This window comes from Nonomuraea sp. NPDC026600 (assembly GCF_040638335.1).
In the GTDB taxonomy this organism is placed as follows: Bacteria; Actinomycetota; Actinomycetes; order Streptosporangiales; family Streptosporangiaceae; genus Nonomuraea.
The window spans coordinates 18087-36676 of the sequence record NZ_JBEZYD010000070.1; the positions used below are offsets into that span (position 1 = coordinate 18087).

18 protein-coding genes are annotated in these 18590 nt (G+C 66.6%); 5 read left to right on the plus strand and 13 right to left on the minus strand.

Going from position 1 to position 18590, the window contains the following annotated elements; translation table 11 throughout:
* The first annotated feature begins 359 nt into the window (after positions 1–359).
* Both AB0F17_RS64375 and AB0F17_RS64380 read left to right on the plus strand, forming a co-directional pair.
* Entirely contained in the window at positions 360–773 is a 414-nt protein-coding gene (locus AB0F17_RS64375) for an RNA-binding S4 domain-containing protein (protein WP_358046867.1), read from the plus strand.
* 144 nt (positions 774–917) lie between these two features.
* A complete protein-coding gene (locus tag AB0F17_RS64380; protein WP_358046870.1) occupies positions 918–1142 on the plus strand; it encodes a hypothetical protein in 225 nt (74 codons plus the stop codon).
* Positions 1143–1184: 42 nt separating this feature from the next.
* Here AB0F17_RS64380 and AB0F17_RS64385 read toward each other — a convergent pair whose 3' ends face one another.
* From AB0F17_RS64385 to AB0F17_RS64430, 10 genes are all read right to left on the minus strand, one after another.
* Positions 1185–1733, minus strand: coding sequence for a hypothetical protein (locus AB0F17_RS64385; protein WP_358046873.1), 549 nt, complete (start codon positions 1731–1733; stop codon positions 1185–1187).
* A 63-nt stretch (positions 1734–1796) separates the two neighbouring features.
* Complete coding sequence (locus tag AB0F17_RS64390) at positions 1797–3083, minus strand: Nramp family divalent metal transporter (protein WP_358046876.1); 1287 nt, start codon at positions 3081–3083, stop codon at positions 1797–1799.
* 28 nt (positions 3084–3111) lie between these two features.
* Entirely contained in the window at positions 3112–4761 is a 1650-nt protein-coding gene (gene groL, locus AB0F17_RS64395; protein WP_358046879.1) for a chaperonin GroEL, read from the minus strand.
* 38 nt (positions 4762–4799) lie between these two features.
* Complete coding sequence (locus AB0F17_RS64400; RefSeq protein WP_358046881.1) at positions 4800–5825, minus strand: NAD(P)-dependent alcohol dehydrogenase; 1026 nt, start codon at positions 5823–5825, stop codon at positions 4800–4802.
* Entirely contained in the window at positions 5822–6547 is a 726-nt protein-coding gene (locus AB0F17_RS64405) for an iron-sulfur cluster assembly protein (RefSeq protein WP_358046884.1), read from the minus strand. Before AB0F17_RS64405 ends, AB0F17_RS64400 begins: the two co-directional genes overlap by 4 nt.
* Complete coding sequence (locus AB0F17_RS64410) at positions 6544–7572, minus strand: amidohydrolase family protein (RefSeq protein ID WP_358046887.1); 1029 nt, start codon at positions 7570–7572, stop codon at positions 6544–6546. Before AB0F17_RS64410 ends, AB0F17_RS64405 begins: the two co-directional genes overlap by 4 nt.
* A 15-nt stretch (positions 7573–7587) precedes the next feature.
* Complete coding sequence (gene mimD, locus AB0F17_RS64415; RefSeq protein ID WP_358046890.1) at positions 7588–7938, minus strand: propane 2-monooxygenase effector subunit MimD; 351 nt, start codon at positions 7936–7938, stop codon at positions 7588–7590.
* A gap of 1 nt (position 7939) precedes the next feature.
* Positions 7940–9055, minus strand: coding sequence for an aromatic/alkene monooxygenase hydroxylase subunit beta (locus AB0F17_RS64420; protein ID WP_358046893.1), 1116 nt, complete (start codon positions 9053–9055; stop codon positions 7940–7942).
* 13 nt (positions 9056–9068) lie between these two features.
* Positions 9069–10109, minus strand: a complete 1041-nt coding sequence (locus AB0F17_RS64425; RefSeq protein WP_358046896.1) for a 2Fe-2S iron-sulfur cluster binding domain-containing protein — start codon at positions 10107–10109, stop codon at positions 9069–9071.
* A 91-nt stretch (positions 10110–10200) separates the two neighbouring features.
* A complete protein-coding gene (locus AB0F17_RS64430; RefSeq protein WP_358046899.1) occupies positions 10201–11844 on the minus strand; it encodes a hypothetical protein in 1644 nt (547 codons plus the stop codon).
* A gap of 202 nt (positions 11845–12046) precedes the next feature.
* Between AB0F17_RS64430 and AB0F17_RS64435 the strand changes: the two genes are divergently transcribed.
* The 3 genes from AB0F17_RS64435 to AB0F17_RS64445 all read left to right on the plus strand — a co-directional run bounded on the left by AB0F17_RS64435 (position 12047) and on the right by AB0F17_RS64445 (position 15646).
* Positions 12047–13846: a GAF domain-containing protein gene (locus AB0F17_RS64435; protein WP_358046902.1), complete on the plus strand. Its 1800-nt coding sequence runs from the start codon at positions 12047–12049 to the stop codon at positions 13844–13846.
* Between the two features lie 39 nt (positions 13847–13885).
* Positions 13886–15040 carry an HNH endonuclease gene (locus tag AB0F17_RS64440; RefSeq protein WP_358046905.1) on the plus strand — a complete coding sequence of 385 codons (1155 nt, stop codon included), beginning with the start codon at positions 13886–13888 and terminating at the stop codon, positions 15038–15040.
* Positions 15041–15151: 111 nt separating this feature from the next.
* A complete protein-coding gene (locus AB0F17_RS64445) occupies positions 15152–15646 on the plus strand; it encodes a hypothetical protein (protein ID WP_358046908.1) in 495 nt (164 codons plus the stop codon).
* A gap of 6 nt (positions 15647–15652) precedes the next feature.
* Here AB0F17_RS64445 and AB0F17_RS64450 read toward each other — a convergent pair whose 3' ends face one another.
* From AB0F17_RS64450 to AB0F17_RS64460, 3 genes are all read right to left on the minus strand, one after another.
* Positions 15653–15946 carry a hypothetical protein gene (locus AB0F17_RS64450; protein WP_358046911.1) on the minus strand — a complete coding sequence of 98 codons (294 nt, stop codon included), beginning with the start codon at positions 15944–15946 and terminating at the stop codon, positions 15653–15655.
* 2 nt (positions 15947–15948) lie between these two features.
* The gene (locus AB0F17_RS64455) at positions 15949–17709 is read right to left on the minus strand and encodes a hypothetical protein (protein ID WP_358046914.1); all 1761 of its coding nucleotides are present in this window, start codon (positions 17707–17709) and stop codon (positions 15949–15951) included.
* A gap of 170 nt (positions 17710–17879) precedes the next feature.
* Positions 17880–18473 carry a helix-turn-helix transcriptional regulator gene (locus AB0F17_RS64460; RefSeq protein WP_358046917.1) on the minus strand — a complete coding sequence of 198 codons (594 nt, stop codon included), beginning with the start codon at positions 18471–18473 and terminating at the stop codon, positions 17880–17882.
* Positions 18474–18590 lie beyond the last annotated feature (117 nt).

Below are 18590 nucleotides of genomic sequence, written 5' to 3' on the forward strand. Positions count from 1 at the left end.
GGGGGCAGCCTTTGGAACGTTTAACGCCGCGCAGCCGGGAGCAGGCGCCGTGGTCGCGGTGGGGGCCGGATTGGGCATCGACCGAACACGCCAACGCGACCCGTCGCCGCGAGCTCATCCCAGGCGAATCGCCACAACACTTACCGCCCATTTCGAGGACGAGTCCGACATAGCTGCCAAGCGGACCGGCAGGTCAGGGCAGCTTCTTCAGCTCGGCACCGGTGGCGCCATCGTTCTGCGTGCCGGTCGATCGCCTCCCGCAACTGGACGGCGAACTCGCGCGGCCAGGCGGTTCGCGCAGTTCGCCCTCATCGCGGCCGACGAGGTGGTGGCGCACACCGGACAAGTAAAGTGTCGGGATGGCGGGTGAGCAGCTGAGTGCGCGGGTGGACAGCTGGATCTGGTCGGTGCGGCTGACCAGAACTCGTTCGATCGCGTCCGACGCCTGCCGGGGCGGTCACGTCCGAGTCAACGGGGTGCGGGTCAAGCCCGCGCATGCCGTCCGGGTCGGGGACGAGATCCGACTGCGGCACGAGGGGCACGAACGCATCGTGGTCGTCTCCCGGATCATCAGCAAGCGCGTCGGCGCCACCGTGGCCGCCGAGTGCTACGTCGACAAGAGCCCTCCCCCTCCTCCGCGCGAGGAGACCGTGACGGTGGCCGTCCGGGCTCGGGGCGCAGGCCGTCCCACCAAACGCGAACGCCGCAGCATCGACAAGCTGCTCGGACACCCGGCGGTGGAGTCGCGGGACCGCCGGCCGCACCCGGAGTGATCGGGCCCTGTTGCGACGCAGACCGCTTGTCAGCAGGACGACTAACCCGTCGTCGCCAATCGGCCACCGGGCCTTCGTTCGGTTGAGGCTGGGTTGTCTCACGGTGAGACGCGCGCCGTCGACGTGACGGGGTTAGATGTCTGTATGGAATTGGTCACGCTCGCGGAAGCCATGGCACGGCTCGGCGCGCTCGGCCTCGGCACTGCGATCGTGAACGTCATCGCCCTGCGGCTGGTCCGGGTTGACGAGGTACCCGGCTGGGTTCAGGTCCGGATCCGCTGGTGGAGCGCGCACAACCCGGCGTTCCTGATGGCCAGCGCGGCGGTCATGGTCGTCGGCCTGGTGACCCTCGCGGCGACCGCGGGCTGATTGCGGCGGTCGTGGCCGCGACCCCGGCGGCGTCGGTGTCAGTCAACCGGATGCGGCCTCCCTGCGCCACGGCAGCACTACGCCCTGCCCGAGAACCGCGTCCCACGCCTGGAAGATCTGCATGACTCCGATTGCGGACTCGTCGTCGAGCAGGTTGCGCGGCCCCGACGCGACGGCGAGGAGCGCATAGGAGAAAACCAGGCAGGTCTGCTTCTCTGGCGAGTTCTGATAAGTCTCCAGCTCCCCCAATGCGGCCGGGATCACGCGTTTGGCGAGCCGGCTGATCCCGCCGATGCCACGAGTGGCGAAGTCGTGGGCTCCGCGCACAATCTGCGCACGGCCGGCGGTGATCTCCGGCGTCGGCGCAGGCACTTCCGACGGGGCGAACCGCGCCGAGTTGACGATCGCGCCGAACAGGGCGCTCACGACGCGACTGCCGTGCTCGACGGTGTACGGGGGTTGCCGGGGTCCGGCTCCCATCAGGTACTCAGCGATGTCGTCGAGGAGGAGCACCTCGACCGCGGGCATCGCATCGACGGTGAGCGCCGCGAGCCCGTCGAGACTCGCTTGCTGCCAAGACTTGCCGGTCATGGTGCTCCAATCTGGACTGTGCGCGGCCGCCCGCCGTGACTCGGCCGATTCGGTCACCGGGCACTAGCCGGTCAGTACGAGGTCGATGATCACGAATCCGTTGAGCGCCAACACGACCGTCGTGACGACCACGCCGAAGAAGGTGGTCCGCACGCGGTTGGCGAACGCACCCATGAGGTCACGGCGAGCCGTGAAAATCATCAGGGGAACGAGCGCGAACGGCAGGCCGAACGCGAGTGCGACCTGGCTGAACACGAGCGCCTCGGTGGGGTCGGTCACCAGCGCCAGCACGACCAGTGCGGGAACCGAGGACACGGCCCGGCGCAGCCACACGCTGCTGTTGCGCCGCAGGAATCCCTGCATGACCGCCTGCCCGCTGTAGACACCCGCGCACGCCGAGGCGAGCCCGGAAGCGAGCAGCGCCACCGCGAAGACCGCCGCGAACAGCGCCCCCGAGCGGTCGAGGAACGCCGCGTGCACCGAGACGAGCGAGTTGCCGTCGCCCGCGGGCAGCGAGGTCGCCACCAGGAGCATCAGGACGTTCACCACGCCGGCCACACCCAACGCGATGATCACGTCGCGGCGCAGGAACCGCAGGACGGCCTGTGTGCGCAGCGTGCCCTGCCGGTCCGGGGAGAGGCCGCCGATCAGCGAGGAGTGCAGGAACACCGCGTGCGGCATCACGGTGGCACCGATGATGCCGCACACGAGCAGTGCGCTGCGGGAGTCCGGCAGCCGCGGCACCAGACCCGACACCGCGGCGACCGGATCCAGCGGTGAGTTCACCACCAGGTAGAGGAACGCGAGCGCCAGCACGAACAGCAGCCCGACGACGACGGCGGAGAAGCCCTCCCGGCCGCGCAGGCGCACCCGCAGGATGACCATGGTGGCCGCTGCCACGATGAGCCCCCCGTTGAACAGCGAAATGTCGAACAGCAGGTTCAACGCGACCGCGCCACCGACGAACTCGGCGAGGTCGGTCATGATCACCACAGCCTCGGCGACCAGCCACAGTCCCAACCGCACCGGCGTCGAGGTTTGGTCACGGCAGACCTCGGCGAGGCTGCGTCCGGTCGCCAGCCCGAGCTTGGCCGCCAGGTACTGGACGAACATGGCCATCAGACACGCGGAGACCACCGCCCAGATCAGCATGTAGCGGTAGTCGATGCCGGCGCTGACGTTGGTGGCGACATTGCCGGGATCCACGAACGCGACCGCGGCGACGAAGGCCGGGCCGATGAGCCCCAGGAACCGGCCGCGGGCGAGGAACCCGCGGCCGGTCTTCGGGTCGACACCGGACTGCTCAGGAGCGCGCGGCGCATAAGCGATGTCGGGCGGTTGCGGGTTCATGTCGACTCCTGAGGGGTCCGGCCGAGGATCACGGAATGTTCGACGGCCGTACGAGACCTTCTGCGAGGTCACCGAATCCGGGTGCGTGGATCGCGCCCGGATTGCCCACGACCTCCTCGACGATCAGCGTCTCGGTGGTCAGCAGCAGCGCGGCGATGGAGGCGGCGCTCTGCAGGGCGGAGCGGGTCACCTTCAACGGGTCGATGATGCCGAAGTCGAACATGTCCCCGAACTCGCCGGTGACGGCGTTGAACCCGTGCCCCGTCGGCAGGTTCTTGACGGCGTCGACGATCTCGTCCCCCTGGTAGCCCGCGTTGATGGCGATCCAGCGCAGCGGTTCCGCGAGGGCGTCGTGCACGATCCGGGCGCCCAACCCCTTCTCGCCGGGCAGCTCCAGCGCGTCGACCGCACCGCCCGCCTGCACCAGCGCGGAGCCGCCGCCCGCCACGACGCCCTCTTCGAGCGCCGCCCTGGTCGCCGACAGCGAGTCCTCGACCCGGTGCTGCTTCTCGGTGAGCTCGACGCCGGTGGCCGCGCCGACGTGGATGACCGCGACGCTGCCGGACAGCCGGGCGATCCGGGCCTGCAGAGCGTCTCTGTCGTGGTCGTTGGCGGCCCGCTCGAACTCCGTCTTGAGCTGCTCGATGCGCGCGGAGACCTCGCGGTCCGGACCGACGCCGCCGACGAGCGTGGTCGTGCTGTCGGTGACGGTCACCCTGCGGACCTGGCCCAACTGGTCGAGTCGCACGGTGTCCAGGGCGAGGCCCGCGTCGGAGGTGATCACCTGGCCACCCATCCAGATCGCCAGGTCGCTCAGCTCGGCGATGCGCCGATGGCCGAACCCGGGCGCGCGCACGACGACCGAGCGGAACGTGTTGTGCACGTTGTTGGCCACCAGCATGCCCAGTGCTGGGCCTTCGACGTTCTGGGCGAAGATCAGCAGCTGGCGACCGGACCTGGTGACCTGCTCCAGGACCGGCATCAGCTCCTGGACCTTGGTGATCTTCTCCGACGTGAGCAGCACGTAGGGGTTGTCCAAGACCGCTTCCATGCGTTCGCGGTCGGTCACCATGTAGGGCGAGATGTAGCCGTTGTCGATCTCGACGCCGTCGACGTAGGTGACGTCGAGCCCGAACGTCGGCGACTCCTCGACGGTGACGACGCCGCGGCGGCCGACCCGGCCGATCGCCGACGCGATCGCCTCGCCGATCTCGTGGTCGTTGTTGGCCGACAACATCGCCACGCTCGCCAGGTCGGACGGGCCGCTTACTTCACTGGCCTCGCTGGACAACCGGTCGAGCACGGCTTCGACGGCGGCCTCGATGCCGACCTTGAGCAGCATCGGGTTGGCGCCCTCGCCCACCGCCCGCAGGCCCTCGCGGACCATGGCCTGCGCCAGCACGGTCGCGGTGGTGGTGCCGTCGCCCGCCACGCCATTGGTCTTGGTGGCCACCTCCTTGACGAGCTGTGCGCCCATGTTGGCGAACGGGTTGCGCAGTTGGATCTCCCGCGCGATGGTGACGCCGTCGTTGGTGATCGTGGGCGCGCCGACCAACTTCTCGATGACGGCGTTGCGCCCCTTGGGACCGAGGGTGACCTTGACCGCGTCGGCGAGCGCGTTCACGCCGGTCTCCAGCAGTTGCCGCGCCTCGACGTTGAACCGCAGATCCTTGGCCATGACGTCCTTCTTCCTGGGTGTGTGGGGGCTGCGGGGATCTAGGGCACGAGGATCGCCCGGCCGCGGACCTCGCCGCGGTCGAGGTCATCCAGGGCCTTGGCGAAGTCGGACAAGGCGTACGTGGAGGTGTGCAGGGTGACTTTGCCTTGGGCGGCCAGGACCATCAGCTCGGCAAGGTCGTTGTAGGAGCCGACCAGGTTGCCGATGAAGTTGATCTCGGTGGAGATGATGTCGATCGTCGGCACGTTGAGGGCGCCGCCGTAGCCGATGACGTAGTAGCTGCCGTTGCGGCGCAGGCTCGCGACGCCGTCCTCGATCGCGCCGCCCTCGCCGACGAAGTCGATGACCGCCTCGGCGCCGTTTCCACCGGTCAACTCCCGGACGGCTTCGATCTGGTCGCCGTCGGCGAGCACGGTGTGGTCGGCGCCGAGCTGCTTGGCCAGTGCCAAGGCGTCGGCGTTGCGGTCGACCACGATCATCTCCGCCGAGGACAACGCGCGCAGCACCTGGACGCCGATGTGGCCAAGCCCGCCCGCGCCGATGACCAGCGCCTTGTCGCCGGGGCGCAGGACGCGGGCCGCCTTGGCCACCGCGTGGTAGGCGGTGAGCCCGGCGTCGGCGAGCGCTGCCACGTCGGCCGGCTGGAGCGAGTCGTCGAGCCGGATCGCCGACCGTGCCGTCGTCTTCAGGTATTCCGCGTACCCGCCGTCCGTGTCGATGCCGGGGAAGGAGGAGTTGACGCAGTGCACGTCGTCGCCGAAGCGGCAGGCCCGGCACAGCCCGCAGGTCACCAGCGGGTGCAGGATCACCGCGTCGCCGACGGCCACGTTGGTCACGGCGCTGCCGACCGCCTGCACCCAGCCCGCGTTCTCGTGGCCGATGGTGTACGGCAGATCCACGTTGGACTTCTTCGCCCACTGGCCCTCGATGATGTGCAGGTCGGTTCTGCAGACACCGGCCCCGCCGATCCGGACGATCACGTCCAGCGGCGAGTCGATCTCCGGATCGGCGACCTGGATCAACTCCGGCGCCGCGTGGTACTTCCCGAGCTGGACGGCCTTCATGCCGACGCCTCCTGTTCCGGGTGACGGGGTCGCTGGTCGGCGGCCGCGTGCGGGTAGCGGGTGATGAGCAGGCCGCGGCAGAAGTGCGCGTTGCCTTCGATGCTCACGCGGACGGTGCGGGCGAACCGGAGCCGGAACGGGATCTGCTCCGCCGGCACCGGTTGGCCACCTTCGTCGACGAACACCGGCGAGTCGGCTGCCACCGGCAGGCCGATGTCGGCGCGTCGACGCAGCAGGCTGGCGCGTTCGGGGCCGTCCGGCAGATCTCCCAGGTGCGCCTGGGACAACCCCTCGACCGTCCAGCCGTCCTTGATGAGCCGCCGGCAGGCGCGTTCCAGGCACGCGGTGTGCGCCTTGCGCCGGAAGTTGCGCCGCAGGTCGTGCAGTTCGGCCACGGCCTCCCCGGGGAACGATCCGACGAAGCCCGACCCGGCCGCGACGCCCGCGTTGATCTCGGCGGCGGCGAAGTGCTCCTCCAGCACGACGGACACGTGGTCGACGCCCTCGACGGCCATCACGGCGTCGTACGCGTCGGCCACCATGAGGTAGGCGAAGTTCGGTGCGCAGAAGTACGTCGGCAGCCGGAGCCGCACTTCCGCGCGGCCGCCCCCGACGGTGGTCTCCGTGACGAATCCGAGGTCGACGATCGACTCGTCCAGCTCCGGATCCCGAACGGTGCTCAACGCGGTGACCACCGCACCGCGCGGGTCCTGGGCGATCATGCCGACGCACCCACCGCGGCCTCGGCCGCGGGCTCCACCGGGATCTTCGACGCGAGCCCTTCCGGTACCGCCAGATCGTAGAGCCGGGCGGCGGTGAGGCCGAGGATCTTCCGCCTCACATCGGTCGTGAGCGGCGAGTACTCGTCCAGGTCCGCCGGGATCTGGAAGTCCACGAACTTCTCGATCAGCCACTTCGGCGTCCAGAGCGCGTAGTCGCTGGAGAACATGATCCGGTCCTCCCCGATCCAGTAGAGGAGCTCGCCGATGATCTGGGCGAAGTACCGCGGCCTGGTGTGGATGAACGGCATCGCGACGGCCAGCCCGCCGTAGACGTTGGGCTCCTGAGTGGCGATCCAGCAGAAGTCCTCCAGGCGCGGCAGTCCGACGTGCTCCACGATGAAGTTGAGGTCGGTGAAGTCCGTCGCCACGGCGTCGATGTCGGCGACGTCGAAGGAGTCCCGGTCGAGCGGGCGGATCGTCGGTCCCTTGTGCACGTGGATGTTGGTGATGCCCAGCTCCTGGCAGGCTTCCAGGTACCGGTACGACCACGGGTCGGTGAGCTTGTAGCCGCGGGAGTCGCCGTGCCACTCGGCGGTGTAGAGCTTGACTCCCTTGAGCCCGAACCGTTCGGCGTCCGCGCGCAGCCGGTCGAGCCCGGCCTGCTCGTTGCGCGGGTCGAAGTTGTGGTTGTACGTGAGCTTGCCGGGATGCTGCTGGGTCAGCGCCCACGCCTCTTCGGTCTGCCCGAACCCGTTGCGGTAGAAGTCACCGAGGTAGGCCGGCTGGAAGATCGCGTGGTCGACGTAGCCGTCGGTGAAGAGGTCCTTCATCAGGCGTTCACCGCCGTAGTAGGTGTACTCGTCGTACGGCCACACGGCGTCTTCGGGGCTCAGGTTCCTGTGGTAGTCGTAGAAGCAGTCGATGAACTGCTTGCCGTGGATATTGCGGCAGTTCTGCTCGCGGCCGTCCCACAGGGCGATGTGCGAATCGACGATGAAGTAGTCCTCGCCGTCCTTGGTGTACATCTGTTCGGACCTCCTCTACTCCACGGGCGTGAGATCGAAGCCGATGTACTCGGCGGCGTCCTCGGGATTGGCGAACATGATGGTCTTGTCGTCGAGGTGGACCATGCGGCCGTAGTGGGTCGACATGATCTCCTCGAAGTCCGACCCGTCGAACTCCGTGCCCAGGGCCTCGGAGATCTCCTGGTAGTCGAAGACGATCTTGTTTTGACCGTCCACGCGGATCATCGACGGGAACTCGGAGATCACGATGCCGTCCTTGGCGCCCATGACCTCCGCGACGACATAGCCGTTCTGGTTGTTCATGAGCGTGACTCCGCACATGTTGGACGAGGTCCGGTTGACGTCGAAACTCGCAGAAGAGGTCATTTCACTGCTCCTTCGCCGCGATAAGGCCCAGGTCGGTGATCAGGGTCTGGAAATCGGCGGTCGCGGCGGAGTACGACTCCGCGAAAGTGACCGCCCGGTCCGCCGGCTGCGACCAGATGGGCTGCAGCTCGTACGCGGCGCGCCGGCTGACCGGCACCCACTTGTCGAGCCAGCCCTGCATGACGGACCTGTTCTGCTCACCGTGCTCGGCGTCGTTGGCCAGCAACGAGAACAGCGCGCGGGTGTAGCGCAGGTCGCGGGTGTAGTCGTTCTCGCCCGCGCCGATCAGCGTCGGGGTGATGTAGTCGCCGTTGCGTGCCGCGATCTGCATGACGAGGTCGCTGCGGAACAGCACACCCACGAGCGGCTCGAACACGACATTTGTCGCGAACACCGCCTCGGCCCAGTCCTCGACCGCGGTCAGCAGTTCCACGTTCTCCCGAACCCCTTGCCACGACGGGTCGTCCTTCCACGTGGCGCGGTGCGCACCGCCGTCGAAGGCCTCAAGGGACTGGCTCAGATCCAGGTTGTACAGCGCGATGTCCTGCGCGAAGCGCAGCCGGTGGACGCTGTTCACGGCGATCGCATTGTTGATCATGTTGGTCGGCGCGGACCGCTGCGCGGACACGAAGACGTGCATGCCCAGCCCCTGCTCGGCGTGCATCCAGGCGCCGACGTTCTCGGCGACGAACCGGGTCCAGGTCGGCGACCAGTGCGCGTAGGCGCCGGCCTCCTTGGCGTTCTGGAGGTTGAGTTCGATCTGCCGCACCACGTTGGCGTTGTTGCGGTAGATCGTCTGCTCCCACTCCTCGTTCGGGTCGAGGAAGGCATGCCAGTTGCCGCTCTTGAGCGCGGTCCAGTCGAGCGGGTAGCCGCCTTCGCCGTCCGCGAACCCGTAGATCCAGCCCTGAGTGAGGTGCCGCGCCGGGTCCGGCTGGACGTCGGTGGTGACGTCCTCGTAAACAGTGGCGCGCATCTTCTTCGGTTTGAAGTAGTTGTAGGACCTGCTGCTGGAGCTCGGGAATTCCAGCATCCCCGCCTCCGCGCCGGTGAACTCGGGCTTCGGGAAGCTGACGGGAGCCTGGTGCTGCCTTTTCTCCTTGGCCGGCGTGCTCATGAACAGCCTTCTTTCAGTCGTTGCCGGATTCGGCGGTGATGGTGAACTTGTCGAAGTGGATCTGCTCCCGCGGGACGCCCACCTCGCTCAGCAGTCCCAGTGCGGCGTCGATCATCGGGGGCGGCCCGCACAGGTAGACATCGCACGACGACAGCGAATCCTCGTGCCGGCCGACGACGTCGTGGACGAAGCCGGTGGTGGCCTCGTTCCAGTCCTCGGGCCAGGACTCCGACAGGCACGGCACGAACGTCAGTTGTGGCAACCGTTCCCGCAGTTCCGCGATGTCCTCGAGCGAGATCAGGTCCGCTTCGGTGCGCGCCCCGTAGTAGAAGACGACCTCGCGCTCGTTTCGGCTCTCGGCCATCTGCCGCAGCAGGGCCAGCATCGGCGCCATCCCGGCGCCACCGGCCGCGAACACGAGCCTGCGTTCCGAGGAGGCCTTGAGGGTGAACGTCCCGTACGGGCCGGTCACGTCGAGCTTGTCGCCGACGTCCAGCTGTCCTTCCAGCAGACCGGAGAAGTGACCGCCGGGGTAGCGCTTGATGATGAACTCGAGCATCCCGTCCGGAGACGCCGGCGCCGCCATCGAGAACGACCGGTGCTCGTCGTGGTCCGGGATCCGGATGTCGACGTACTGGCCGGGGTAGAAGCGCAGCTCCCCCTCCACGATCCGCAGCACCAGCCGGGTGATGTCGCGGCTCAGGTCGGTCATCGACATGATCTCGGTGCTCACCGTCACCACCGGCAGCCCGGAGTGGATCATCTCCTCGTCGAAGTTGATCAGCTCGACCTGCAGGTCGGAGTAGGCGTGCGACCGACAGAGCAGGACATATCCCTCGTCGCTCTCGTAGTCGGCGAGCGCGAACGTCGAGTAGCGGTCCATCTGGACGTCGCCGTCGAGCAGGAACGACTTGCACGCCGAACACTGGCCTTCTTTACACCCATGCATGAGCATCACGCCCTGCCGGAACGCGGCGTCGAGAACGGTCTCGTCCTCGGACACCTCGATCTCGATGCCCACCGGCTCGAAACGCACTTTGTGCTGATCGTTCATCGCCTTGCCGCCCTTTCGACGCGGTTCGGGACCCGTGCAGCGCGAGGTGGGTGGTGTGCACTGCCCACCCCGCCCTGGTCCACGGCGTCGGTCACACGCCCGACGGCGTCCGGTTCGGGTTGGCCCGGTAGGAGGCGGCCCACGCCTCGCGCTCGGCGTCGGTCATCTCGTTGAGGGTCACGTTCGGGCTGCCGAACGGGATGCCACGCATGTCGTCGAGCGTCCACAGCTTCTTGGGGTCGCTGAGGTCGAGGTGCGGTTGCGGGATGAGAGTCCTGCCGTCGTCCCGGACGTAACCGAGGTCGGAGATGATGTCGGCGAGATCCTGGCCGTGGTACAGCGTTTCCCACTCCCGCTTGCCGGTGAGCCGCCCCATGTTCGGGGTATCCCTGCCCTCGTACACGGGCCGGAACGCCACCGCGTCGGTCCAGTGGCAGGTCTCCGAGCAGTAGGTGCGCCACTGGCCGTCGACCTTCTCGACGACCATGTCCTCGCGGATCAGCGCGGGCACCATGCACGTCCAGCAGCGGTGCGGGTACTCGTAGCCGACGTTCTCGAAGGCGATCGGCTTGTTCCTGCCGGGGTAGGCAAGCCGGTTGTAGGCCTCCCACCAGTTGCCGAACTGGTCGTACCAGCCGGGATACTTGTGCTCGAACCACTCGAAGTCCGCGTCGGTCATGGCGTCGATCCGCCAGTAGTTGACCGGCCAGCCGGTCGCGAAGAACTGCGCGACGCGGTGCACGTAGTGCTGGTTGTAGATCCGGTCCCACGCCTTCTCGACCAGGTCGTGCGGGATGACCAGGCCGTACTTCTCCAGCGGGATCAGGTAGCTGCGGTAGTAGTCGTCGTAGATCCACCGCCGCCACATCTCGGCGTAGGAGTCCCGGTCCTTGCGGCGGTCCTTCGTGCCGTACTCGATGAACGTGCCGATCGCCGCGTCCACGACGCAGTGGTTGTTCCACCAGGCGTAGCGCAGGTCCCGTTCCAGCAACTGGCGGTTGTCCTCGTCCGCCAGCGCCATCAGCAGGATCGAGTAGCCGTTGCTGATGTGCCGCGACTCGTCGGACTGCACCGAGTGGAACACCGTCGGAAGCAGGTAGTCGCCGTTGGCGGCCGCCTCGGACGGCATCGCCACGAACAGCGTGTTCGTGAACGCGGTCTCCGCGACCAGCGTCAGGTACACGTTCGCCGCGGTGATGGCGTCGCCGGTGATGAAGCCCTCGCCGAACTGGCGGCCGATGGTGCCGCAGTAGCTGTTGGCGAACGCCTTCTCGGTGATGTCGAACCCGGCCGGGTCGATGTAGTGGTTCATGTACAGGCGCTTGAGGTTCATCTGGATCGTCGAGTGCCGGACCTCGTCGATCATCTGCACCGCGAGGCCGTTGTGGATCTGCGGGTTGGGCACGGCGTCGATCGCCAGCGGCATCGCCCGCGCCGCCGAGATCTCGGGGAACGGGATGATGGACAGGAACAGCTTCTGCCACTCCATCCAGCGCTCCTGGACCTGCCGGAACATGTTCCCGCGAATCGCGCCGTCCATCGCTCCGAATACCCGGTTGTCCTTCTCCTCCTCCATCGGGAAGTAGGAGCGCAGGATCTGCTTCAGCGGGTCCTTCTTCGGCGACTTGTCGAACTTGTAGTCGGTGCCGAACTTCTTCGCCGGGGTGGCGAACGTCGGTTCCCACGACAATTCCGTGATCTTCTCGTGCGCCTTGCTCAGGCTCTGTCTGCTCACTGCCTGGTCCTCTCTCGACACGGGATTCGGCGCCGTCGGCCGATGACCGTGGCGAAAACGCCGTCATCCACGAGCTGGCATGTTGACGCGGGGTTGCTGACTCATGACACCGCGACTACGGGAGTGTTACCGTCTCAATCTGAGATCCCGGTCACACGCCCGGCGCCTACTCTTGGAGAGACGGCAATCCAGGGAGGCTCCCGTGGCGAAGACGCTGAGCAGCGGATCCGCAGAGCCCGCACCTGCGGCGACGAGCTACGCCGAGATCAGCCACGCCCGCGACAGCTTCCTCAGCGGCACCGGTGAGCGCGGTCCCAACGTCAGGTGGACGATCCTGGCGTCCTGGGAGCGGTCGCGGGACAACAACGTCGAGGCGGATCGGATCCTCGCCCCGTTCATCCGCGATCCCGATCTCGAAACGCCGTTGGCGCGCGGCGCCGCCCCCATCCTCGACATGCTGCACGAACAGTTGCGCGGTGAAGCGGTCAGCACGATCCTCACCGATCAGACCGGGCTGGTGCTCGATCGGCGGGTTTCCAGTCTCCAGATCAGCGAAGCCCTCGACGCGGTCCAGTTGGCGCCCGGTTTCAGCTATGCCGAGAAATTCGTCGGCACGAACGGAATCGGCACCGCCATCTCCAGCGGATCGTCCGCATTCGTCGACGGGAGCGAGCACTACGCGGGTCAACTAGGACAATTCGCCTGCGCGGGTATGCCCATCCGGCACCCGGTCCGCGGCAAGGTGATCGGCATCCTGGACATCACGACGTGGCGACATACGCCCGGATCGCTGCTGATCGCGCTGGCGGCGTCCACCGCCCGCCAGATCGAGGCGGAACTGCACGCCCAGACCGGCATGCGCGAACTCGCGCTGATGCACGAATACATGAAGATCTGCCAACGGTCGCCCGGGCCGGTGCTCGCGTTGAACAACGACGTGGTGATGATGAACGACGCACTCCGGCAACTGGTCGACCCCGCCGAGCAGCAGACGTTGATCGGCTACGCGGTCGACACGATGCGCGCGGACAAACGGCACGCGTTGCGGACGGTCGAGCTGCCCAGCGGGCGCACGGCCCACCTGCGCTACTCCCCCGCGTCGACGGGTTCCGGGCTCGCGGGTGGCGTGTTCCGCATCCGGGTCGAACGGCTTCCGGCACCACTGGCGGGCGGCGTCTCACTGCACCGCACTCACCGGATGAACCCACCCAGTCTGGCGGGCACCGGCCCGGCGTGGACGCGGTCGGTGCAGCAGGCCGCCGCGTGCTTCGCTACAGGTGACTGGTTCGCGATCGAGGGCGAAGCGGGTACCGGCAAGTTCGCCCTGCTACGCGCGGTGCACCAGCAGCACGAGCCGGGCAGACACTTCCGCGTCACCCAGCCGCCCGCCGCGGATGAGTTCGACAGCTGGCTCGAAACCCTGACCGATGACCTGACCACACCCGGCGCCACGGTCGTGCTCCGGCACGCCGAGCGGTTGTCCGAACAGCAGGCATCCGCGACGGCAGACCTGCTCACCGACCGCACATGGGACGCGGCGCGGGTGGTCATCGCGCTCCAGACGCCCGACGCCGTGGCGCCCCTGCGGTCCATCTTCCCGCGCACCGTCGAAGTCCCCGCGCTGCGCCACCACATCGACGACCTGCCCGACCTCGTGCACCACCTGCTCCGGCAGTTGACCAAGGACGACCAGCTGATGTGCTCGCCCCAGGCGCTGGCACAGCTGGCCCGGCTCGACTGGCCGGGCAACGTGAGCCAACTGCGCGGGGTGCTCGCCACCACGATCAAGCACCGCCCCAAAGGCGTCGTCGATGTCGCCGACCTGCCGCCGGAATGCCGGTCCGCGAGCCATCGGCTGCTCACACCCATCGAGGCGCTCGAACGCGACGCCATCGTCAACGCGTTGCGGGACAACCAGGAGAACCCGACCAAAGCCGCGAAGGCGATCGGCATGTCACGAGCCACGATCTACCGGAAGATCCGCCAGTACGGCATCTCGTGACCCCGCAGGGATGTCAGTCTCCGGACGTATCGTGATCCAATGGCTTTATCCGACCTTGATCGCGAGATGGTTCTGGCGGCTATCGAGGAGTACGACCAACTGGGCCGCGACGCCTTCCTTGAGCGGTACGGCTACCGCGAAGCACGCGACTACTTCATCATCCACAACGAGCGCCGGTACGACTCCAAAGCGATCGCCGGCGTGGCACACCGAGGTGTCGACGGACGCGCGCTTCGCGCTTCGGAGTTCTCTGGAGGGGCTGCAACGGTCGGCAGGGTTCTCGGCCACCTCGGATTCCTCCTCGGTTCGCGCCAAGACGGATCGCCTGCCGCGGCATTCCTAGAAGCGATCAGAGATCTCGACACCGCCGTCTCGAACGGCCGTCCTAAGCGTCATCAGCCGCTCACCCTACTGTGGGCCCTCGGCCGAGCGGCACACCGAGCGGAACGCCTTGTTCCCTGGGATGTCACACGGGCCGAAATCAGTGCGCTCATCAGGGAGTTCGGCCTGGAGGGCGACCGGCCCACCCCTGAATACCCGGTCTTAAAGCTCACGCACTTTGGGTTATGGACGCTGCCCGACCATCCGGAGCCGCCTCGCCCCAGCGGCAGCCCACCTTTGGGATGGATGAGCCGGAATCAGCCGGTCTCCGGTCTACGCGAGTGGGTGTACGACCTGGTGATGGAGGACCAGGCGGTACGGTCTCAAGCGAGCGCATACCTCTTGAACAAGTACTGCCCAGACGAGGATCAGAACGCACTGCTCATACGCGTCGGTCTGGGCGATACCAACGAAGAGCCGCTCCCGCCGCCCGACGATGTTCGTACACCGGGACGCCGCCCGACCACGGTCAATCGGATCGTCCGGGACAACGCACTCTCACTGCTGATCAAGACCCTGCACGATCACACCTGCCAGATGTGCGGAGTGCGGCTGCTGCTCCCTAACGGCCCGTATGCCGAGGGAGCACATATCCGCCCGCTCGGCAGCCCGCACCACGGCTACGACGTCGCAGGCAATCTCCTCTGCCTGTGCCCCAACGACCACGTGCTCTTCGACCAGGGCGCAATCATTGTCAAGGACGACCTCACAGTGATCAACCGACTCACCGGCGAGTTGAGCGGCACCTTGCGGACCGTTCCCGGGCACGATGTCGATCCGCAGTATCTGACGTACCACCGCAATTTGTACTGACCCATAATCATGACGGCTTTACGGCAGCCCCACCTCGATCTCTATTACGGCTTGCTATGGGTGGAATGAAACGGATGTACGAGCGGGGAGCGGTCGGATAAGGTCCGGATCATGCGCCTGGGTGCGTTTTCGAAGGCAGTTGCCGCGGTACTTGCCTCATCCGCGGTCCTGACGGGCTGTTCGGGAGAGCCTGAACGGCCGACGCTTACGGATGCTGCCCGGCAGCTCGTGAGCGATGGGGATGCGTTGCTATCCGGGATCGAGTCCGATCTGACGGGGGTAACGAAGGAGCGGGCTACTAAGCCGGACCGAAACGCGACGTGCCTCAAGGACGAGGAGCAGCGCTACTACATAGCCAAAGGGACCTTTGCGAACCCGTCCGCAGAGGATCCGCTCAGCCTGGTCGGATTGCTGAAAGGCAAGCTCACAACCAGGGGTTACTCCACCGAGGTGGTCGATAATCTTGACCTCTGGGAGGACAACACGAGCGTTGCCGTGGTGGTCAATCCGAAGGCCAAACTGACCTTCGTACTCCTCGCCCGCATGGAGCCGACCCCCAACATCATGATCATCGGCAAGACGGAGTGCTACCGCCGCAACGGCTGAATGAGGTCACAGGGGATCGGGCACCTGCGCGGCCTCCTCCCGGAGTTGGCTGGCGCGGCGGCGAAGGTTCTCGGCGGTGGCCAGGCACGAGCTTTCGAGCTCGCTCATCTCGCGCTTGAGGCCGACGGCGTGAGCAAGGTACCGCTCTGCGGCTGGCCCCTTCCAGAAGGGCTCGCTGTCGCCCGGTTTCGACGGGATGCCCTCGAAGGTGTCGGCCAGATTCCTGGCGTACCTGGTGAAAGTGGTGGCGAGCGCTTCCTTTTCGGCCGCCTCGCGAAGCAGTTGGTGTCTCACGGGCATGGTCAGCCGCCTCTTCTTTCCAGCGCATCAATCAGACCGTCCTGCATCCGGCCCTGCATCGCGTCTCTGATCAAAGCCATCTGTGATGCTGTCAGTGCTGGCTGCCCATGTTCCTTGAGTGAGCGGTTCAGCCAATCGACCTGCTCGTTCACGAGCGTGCCAGCGACGGTCCGAGCGGTGTCCGGCGTCTTCTTGTCGAGGTAATCCGTGATCATGCCCTTCAGCACGTCTTTGACCTCGTCGAGCCCTTTGGCCTTGCCTGTGGCCACGATCTTGCTGCTGATGGGGAAGTGCTCGTCGAAGTAGTCGACGGGCATGAGTACGAAGCCAGCTAATCGATCGGCGTACTCGTCGTCGCTCCACTCGGCATAGGTCGAGCCGGCCAGCAGCAGGTTGGCCAACGCGCCCGTCCGCTCGGCGAGGTTGATGTGCGCTTCCTGCTTGTAGTTGCTCGGGTCGAAGGGGTGAAAGCGCCCCATGTCGAGTTCCTTGGTGTACTCCCTCCCTGCCTTCATCAATGTGTCGGCTGCGGCGGGGTCCTGCATTAACGCGCCCAAGAACCGGGCGCTCACTGTGGGGTCGAGCTTGTCCCATGGTGGACTGGGCCCCAGGTAGGGCATCTTCGGCGAGTTGCGCTCAGCCTGGCCTCGGGCGAGATTGTCAAGGATGGGCTCGATGTCCTGGGCTAACACCCGGCTGATGGGCGAGTTGGCGAAGGTCCCGATGCCGCCGCCGACCCAGAAAGTGTGCTCGGATCCGATGCTATTGACGACCGTGAGCCAAGCCTGCCCCCGCACGTTGTCCACCCCGGAGCCCGGCTTCAACGCCCCGTGCAGCGCCTTTGCCAGCGCCTCCTCGTAGGCCGGGACGCCGCTCGCCCTGATGGTGTAGGCGTCCAGCAGGACACCGGCCTCCTTCTGGTGCTCGGCGAGTAATCGCTGGAACGCCTCCGGATTGGCCTGGTACGCCTTGGCCAGGTTGTACAGGTTCCAGTTGGGGTCCGTTGGATATGTGTCGGAGTTCGGTGGGCGATTCAGCAGGTTGGTCGCCACCTGATTGAGGAACGTGCCGGATTGCGGGGCCAGCCGGACCAGGGCCGTCAGGATGTCCGATGGAGCGGTCTCCACCATCTTCTGCCACTCGTTCCCAAGCCGCCCGGAGCCCTCCGCACTGGCGAAGACCTTTGCCAGCAGGCCCGGCGAAGCGTCGCCGGCTCGCTTGAGCGCGTCCGGGGTCAGGCCTCTGCGGTCTCCCTTGGCCTGGGTGTTCATCCAGTCGCGGAACAATTTCTGAAAGGTCTGGGTGCCGAGTGCGGCCAGCAGCGCCGCGGCGTAGGCAGGGTCGTCAGCCCTGCCCTTGAGCGCCGCCAGGGCCTTCTCCACCTCACTCCAGCTCTGCCCGGAAAGGTACTGGTCGTGGTGCTTGAGCGCGTCGGCGATGGCGGCCGCGTCCTTCTTGGCGGCCTGCATCGCCTCTGTCTCGTTGCTGAAGGGGAAGGTGCCGGTCAGCATGCCCTTCTGCTGCGTCGGCACCATCCGCTTGATTGTGCCGACGCGCCATTTGAGGTCCTGCTGCGACTCGTGGAAGAACGCCCAGGTGCGATGCATCGAAGTGACGCCCCCGCGGCCGGCCCAGTCCTCACCGGCCTCGGCAATCGCCGCCTCAAGCCCGGGCCGCGCCCTGCCCAGGACGTCCTTCCCGGCATCCATCTGGCGGATCAGCTTCTCCGCGCCGAGGGGATCGATCCCGACGAACTCCCCCATGGCCCCCTCCCAGAGGGTGTGGCTACACGCCGGGAGTCAAGCACAACGGGCGTCTCACGTAAATGCGCTATACATTCTTACAAACAATCTGAACCGCGCATGTGCGTTTAATCGTAATAAGTGCGGACGCAGGCGCAACTTGGTAGAGGTCCGATAGCCAGCCCAACAACTCATGGCAAGCATGGTTGCGAATCCGGAACTCGGGTCGATCGGCCGACGAGCCGCTCGTGATCGCGATCAGGTCGGTAAGAATCCTGGGCAACACCTCGCCCAGCGCGGTGAACTTGGCGTTTTGGCGAAGCTGCTCGGCGAGTCGAACATTGGCCTCCAGTTCGCGAAGCGTCCGCAGTTCCCGGAGCCGGGAGCACCACTCTGCTGGCCAGGGAGGCTTGCTGAAGCGCGAGCCGCAGCCCGGGAACTGCGGCGTGCCCGGAGTCGAGTTCCGCCGTCTCGTGCTGGTACGGCTGACCGGTCAGCTCGGCGACCTCTACCCTGAGCACCTCGGCGAGCTGGCCGACGACGCTCATCCGGTCGAGCGGCATCCGTCCGTTCTCCACCTTGGACAGCCAGGAGACGGACCTGCCGATCTTTTCGGCGAGGGTCGCTTGATCCCATCCCTTGCGGTGACGAGCCCGCGCGATCCGCTGGCCCTGCGTCACGTACTCTGTTGCCACGTCGCCGCCCCTCCTTCTCGTCGTCGCCTGCTTCGACGATAAGGCGGAGGACCTGCGCGACTGGCAGAAAAACTGCCAGTCGATAGGCATGCGAAACCGCAGGTCGGGCTTCGGCGAGTAGCCGGGGGCATCTCAGCCCCCGGCTCTCTCAGAACCGTGCGTAAACCTCTCGATTTACACGGCTCCCATCATCCGGTCGTTCACGGT